Origin of the sequence: Streptomyces niveiscabiei, from assembly GCF_001419795.1 — a bacterium.
Lineage (GTDB): Bacteria > Actinomycetota > Actinomycetes > Streptomycetales > Streptomycetaceae > Streptomyces > Streptomyces niveiscabiei.
On the sequence record NZ_LIRL01001272.1, the window covers coordinates 1 to 4,989 of the forward strand.

A 4,989-nucleotide genomic window follows, 5' to 3' on the forward strand; every position below is an offset into this window, starting at 1 on the left:
ACTCCGTCCCCCTCCCGCCCTGTGATCCCGAAGCACGGCCCAGGCGTCTACGCCACCGCCCCGGGCACCGGCCGACAGGCAGGCGAAGGAACCCCGTTGCGCTACAAGGTGGAGATCGAGAAGGGCCTCGACCTCTCCTTGGACGACACGGCCGACGAAGTCGAACAGGTCCTGGCCGACCGCCGGGGCTGGACCGCCGACGGCACGTCGTCCTTCCGCCGCGTCTCGACCGGCCCCACCGACTTCGTCGTCCGCATCGCCACCCCGGGCACGGTCGACCGGGCCTGCGCGGAGTACGGCCTCGACACCCACGGCGACCTCAATTGCAGCGTCGCCCACAAGGTCATGGTCAACCTCGAACGCTGGCTCACCGGCACCCGGTACTACGCCGACGACATCCCTTCCTACCGCGCCCTCATCGTCAACCACGAGGTCGGCCACTTCCTCGGCCGCGGCCACGAGACCTGCCCCGCCGCAGGCGCCCCCGCCCCCGCGATGATGCAGCAGATAAAGGGCCTCAAGGGCTGCGTCCCCAACGCCTGGCCGTACGACGGACAGGGGAGGCGGATCAGCGGGCCGTCGGTGCCGTGAGTCTCAGCGGTACGTGTTGTTGCTCGTGTGCTCCCCGCTCAGCCACGACGCCAGCTCCTCGCGAGCGGTCCGGCGGCGCTGCTCGTCGGACTCGTGGATGCCCGGCGCGTCGAGGGTGAATTCGAGGAGGAGGCCGTTGGGGTCGCTGGTGTAGAGGGAGCGGCAGTAGCCGTGTTCCAGGACGTACGTCTCGTCCGGGCGCCAGTTCGCCTTCTCCAGGCGGGCGGCTATCGCGTTCTGGACCTCCTCCGTGACCTTCAGCGCGATGTGCTGGAAGGGAGAGTGCGGCATCTCGGGGCCGAACTGCTTCTGGTCCTCGGGGTCGGCGAACTGGAAGAACGCGAGCGCGCTGCCGTCGCCGAGGCCGTAGAAGGTGTGGCAGTACGTGCGGACCGCGCCGAAGAGTTCGTCGGACTCCTTCCAGGTCGCGATGAGGGGCAGGCCGATGACGTCCTCGTAGAAGGCGCGGGTCGCCTCCTGGTCCTGGGTGACGTAGGCGTTGTGGTGCAGACGGGACGGGAGGGCGTCGGGGGAGGGCTGAGTCATCGTCGACTCTCCTTCGGAGAGGGCAAGCGCGGACATGTGTCCGCTGTACGGTCGCTGCTCGCAACCCTGATACGCGGGACCCCCGGCGTCAACCCTCCTGGGGCAAACCGTGACCGCCCGGCGGAGGGCGGGCCGGAGAACGGACAGGCGGCGTAATCTGGACGCCCCAGCCGAGCGATCCGAGAGGGGCGGCAGATGCCGCGTACGGGCACCGGGCCTGATTTCATCGAAGCACTGGCCCGCGGGCTGGAGGTCATCACCGCCTTCGCCCCCCAGCGGCCGGACATGTCCCTCTCGGAGGTGGCGACCGCGACCGGCCTCGCCCGCCCCACGGCCCGCCGCATCCTCCTCACCCTGGAGGAACTCGGCTACGTCCGCTCCTGCGAGCGCGGCTACGCCCTCACCCCCCGCGTCCTCGACCTCGGCATGGCGTACGTCGGCTCGCTGGGCCTGTGGGACGTCGCCCGCCCGCACATGGAACGCCTGGTCGCCCGCACGAACGAGTCCTGCTCGATCGCCCAGCTCGACGGCGGCGACATCGTGTACGTCGCGCGGGTCGCCGTACCGAAGATCGTCACCCTCTCCGTGCGGATCGGCACCCGCTTCCCCGCCCTCCAGACCTCCCTCGGCAAGGTCCTGCTGGCCGCGCTGGAGCCGGAGCGGCTCGACAAGGCGCTCGCGGAGCCCACGCGCTCCGGGCTCACCCCCCTGTGGCGGCCCGACGTCGGCGAGCGGGACGCGGTGCTGCGCGAGGTCCGCGCGCAGGGCTGGGCGCTGGCCGACGAGGATCTCGCGCTCGGCATCCGCTCCGTCGCCGTGCCGCTGCGGGACGGCGAGGGCCGGGTCGTCGCGGCGATCAACGTCAACGCGCATGCCGCCGAGACGTCCCTCGCCGACCTACGCGACCGGCATCTGCCGCTGCTGCTCCAGACCGCCGGGGACATCAGCGGCGACTTCGCCCGGCTGACGGCTGTGCCGCGCGTGGTGGCCGCCGGCCGGGGCTGACCGGCCCGCAAGGGGGTCCCGCCGGGCAAGGGGTCCCGCCGGGCAGGGGGTCTCGCCGTGAAGGGGCTCGGCGTGCCACAATCCGAAGCCGACGGACACATGTCCGCTGTGCGGTCGGAGGGATGGTTCCATGGAGACACCGACACCGTCGGGCCAGGGCGGCGGCCCCCTGTCGGGGCTGCTGGTCGCCGACTTCTCCCGGGTGCTGGCGGGCCCGTACGCCACCATGCTGCTCGCCGACCTCGGCGCCGAGGTGATCAAGGTCGAGGCGCCCGCCGGGGACGAGACCCGCAGCTGGATGCCGCCCACACGCGGCACGACCTCGACGTACTACCTCGGCATCAACCGGGGCAAGCGCTCCCTCGCGCTCGACCTGCGCACCGACGCCGACGCCGAGGCCGCCCGCGAACTCGCCCGCCGCGCCGACGTGCTGATCGAGAACTTCAAGCCCGGCACCCTCGCCAAGTACGGCCTGGACTTCGCCGCCGTCAGCGCCGCCAACCCCGGCGTCGTCTACGCGTCCATCACCGGCTTCGGACCCGGCGCCGGCTCCCACGTCCCCGGGTACGACCTGATGGTCCAGGCGATCTCCGGGCTGATGAGCCTCACCGGCGACCCCGAGGGGGAACCCTTCCGCGCCGGGATCTCCGTGTTCGACGTCATGGCCGGCAACCACGCCGCGATCGGCATCCTCGCCGCGCTGCGCCACCGCGACACGACCGGCGCGGGCCAGCACGTCGAGGTCAACCTCCTCTCCTCGGCCCTCTCAGGCCTCGTCAACCACAGCTCCGCGTACGTCGCCGGCGGCACCGTGCCCTACCGGATGGGCAACGCGCACCCCAGCGTCTTCCCGTACGAGCCCTTCCCCACCGCCGACCGAGACCTGATCGTCGCCGCCGCCAACGACGGCCAGTTCCGGCGCCTGTGCGACGTCCTCGGCATCCCCGAGGCCGCCGACGACCCCCGCTTCGCCCACAACAAGGACCGCACCGCCCGCCGCGAGGAACTCCGCCCGCTGCTCGTCGAACGGCTCGCCACGCGCGGTGCCACCGAGTGGTTCGAGGCGCTCGTCGCGGCCGGGGTGCCCGCCGCGCCGATCAACACCATCGACGGGGGGTTCGCGATGGCGGAACGCTTCGGGCTCGACCCCATCGTGCGGGTGGGGGAGGGGGAGCGGGCGGTGCCCATGGCCCGCCATCCCATCAGCTTCTCCACGACACCGGCCCGGTACGAGCTGCCGCCACCGGAACTGGACGAACACGGGCCGGAGTTGAGGAAGTGGCTGGCGGGGCCGGGAGGGGAGAGCCGTGACTGACGAAACACGCGCACCTCACCTCACGGCACCCACCTACCCCACCGCCCTCGGCGCCTCCTCCCGGACCACCATCACCCTCCTCGGAGAGAGCCTCGCCGACGACATCATGGGCACTGTCGGCTTCGGTGAACTCGCCTACCGTCTCGCCACCCAGCGCCGCCCCACCCCCGGCCAGACCCGCGTCTTCGAGGCCGTCCTCGCCGCCCTCGCCGACCACGGCTTCACCCCCACCGCGATCGTCACCCGCCTCACCTACCTCTCCGCCCCGGACTCGATCCAAGGCGCCCTGGCGGCAGGCCTGTTGGGCGGCGGCTCGCGCTTCCTCGGCGTCACGGAGGACACCGGCGCCTTCCTGCACGACGTCCTGGAACGCCACGAGGGCGACCTCCCGCAGACCGACGACGAGTGGGACGCGCTGGCCCTGGAGACCGTACGCGCGCAGAAGACCGCAGGCCGTTTCGTCCCCGGCCTCGGGCACCACGTCCACAAGGACGGCGACCCCCGCACCCCCCGCCTCATGCAGATCGCCGAGGAGGAAGGCCAGTTCGGCCCCCACCTCGCCCTCTTCGCCGCGATCGGCCGCACCCACCCCCAAGTCCTCGGCAAGACGCTCCCCCTGAACGGCGCCGGCGTCTGCGGAGCCGCCCTCGCCGACCTGGATCTCCCCATCCAACTCCTGCGCGGCTTCGCCCTGTTGGCCCGCACCGCCGGACTCATCGGCCAACTCGCCGAGGAGATGCGCACCCCCGTCGCGAACGACATCTTCCTCTCGGTCGACCTCAACAACCGCCCCGTACCCCCCGATCCGGGAGCCCACCCGTGACGCCGTACGTCCTGTTCGTGCACGGCGCCCACCACGGCGCCTGGTGCTGGGACGAGGTGAGAGCCCGCCTCGCCCCGACAGCCGTACGCACAGCGGCAGTAGACCTCCCCCTGACCTCCTTCGAGGACGACACGCAGGCCGTCCGCACGGCTGTCCGCGAAGGCGCCCTGTACGGCCCCGTCCTCCTGGTCGCCCACAGCTACGGCGGCCTCCCGGTCTCGGCGGGCGGCCACGAGGCGGACCGCCTGGTCTACGTCGCGGCGAGGATGCCCCAACCGGGCGAGTCCCCGGCGGAGTTGACCCCCCGCTGGAACGACCCGGCGTTCCGCACAGCGGTCCACGAGTCACCCGACGGCACGGTCACCCTCCTCCCGGCAGCCCGCGAAGCCCTGTACTCCGGCACCCCCGCCCCGTACGCCGACCAGGCGGCAACCCGCTGGCGCCCGATGCGAAGCCGCGTCCCCCACAAGCCCCTCGACGCCCCCGCCTGGCTCTCCGTCCCCAGCGCCTACGTCATCTGCGCCGAGGACCGAACCGTCCGCCCCGAAGCCCAACGCGCATGCGCCACCCACGCCTGCACCCACCTCGAACTCCCCTGCGACCACGCCCCGTTCTACTCGGCACCGACCGAACTGGCCCACTTCCTGGAGGAGCAGGCGGCGCTCATGAACCGACCCGGAGTATGAGCCCCGCCGAGCTGCCCCCTCCC

Annotated in this window: 6 protein-coding genes; 5 read left to right on the forward strand and 1 reads right to left on the reverse strand. The window is 72.2% G+C overall.

Annotated features, from left to right (window positions below):
• The coding region (locus AOK24_RS43000; protein ID WP_240554404.1) for a DUF3152 domain-containing protein at window positions 1-591 on the forward strand (591 nt) is incomplete at its 5' end.
• 3 nt (window positions 592-594) lie between these two features.
• On the opposite strand, the gene AOK24_RS43005 is transcribed toward AOK24_RS43000, so the two are convergent.
• Window positions 595-1,137 (reverse strand): VOC family protein, encoded by a 543-nt coding sequence (locus tag AOK24_RS43005; RefSeq protein WP_055725279.1) that lies wholly within the window; start codon window positions 1,135-1,137, stop codon window positions 595-597.
• A gap of 195 nt (window positions 1,138-1,332) precedes the next feature.
• Between AOK24_RS43005 and AOK24_RS43010 the strand changes: the two genes are divergently transcribed.
• From AOK24_RS43010 to AOK24_RS43025, 4 genes are all read left to right on the forward strand, one after another.
• A complete protein-coding gene (locus tag AOK24_RS43010) occupies window positions 1,333-2,142 on the forward strand; it encodes an IclR family transcriptional regulator domain-containing protein (RefSeq protein WP_055725280.1) in 810 nt (269 codons plus the stop codon).
• A gap of 130 nt (window positions 2,143-2,272) precedes the next feature.
• Window positions 2,273-3,457 carry a CaiB/BaiF CoA transferase family protein gene (locus tag AOK24_RS43015; RefSeq protein ID WP_055725281.1) on the forward strand — a complete coding sequence of 395 codons (1,185 nt, stop codon included), beginning with the start codon at window positions 2,273-2,275 and terminating at the stop codon, window positions 3,455-3,457.
• A complete protein-coding gene (locus AOK24_RS43020; protein ID WP_055725282.1) occupies window positions 3,450-4,280 on the forward strand; it encodes a citryl-CoA lyase in 831 nt (276 codons plus the stop codon). The genes AOK24_RS43015 and AOK24_RS43020 overlap by 8 nt, the downstream gene beginning before the upstream one ends.
• Entirely contained in the window at window positions 4,277-4,966 is a 690-nt protein-coding gene (locus AOK24_RS43025; protein WP_055725283.1) for an alpha/beta fold hydrolase, read from the forward strand. The genes AOK24_RS43020 and AOK24_RS43025 overlap by 4 nt, the downstream gene beginning before the upstream one ends.
• Window positions 4,967-4,989 lie beyond the last annotated feature (23 nt).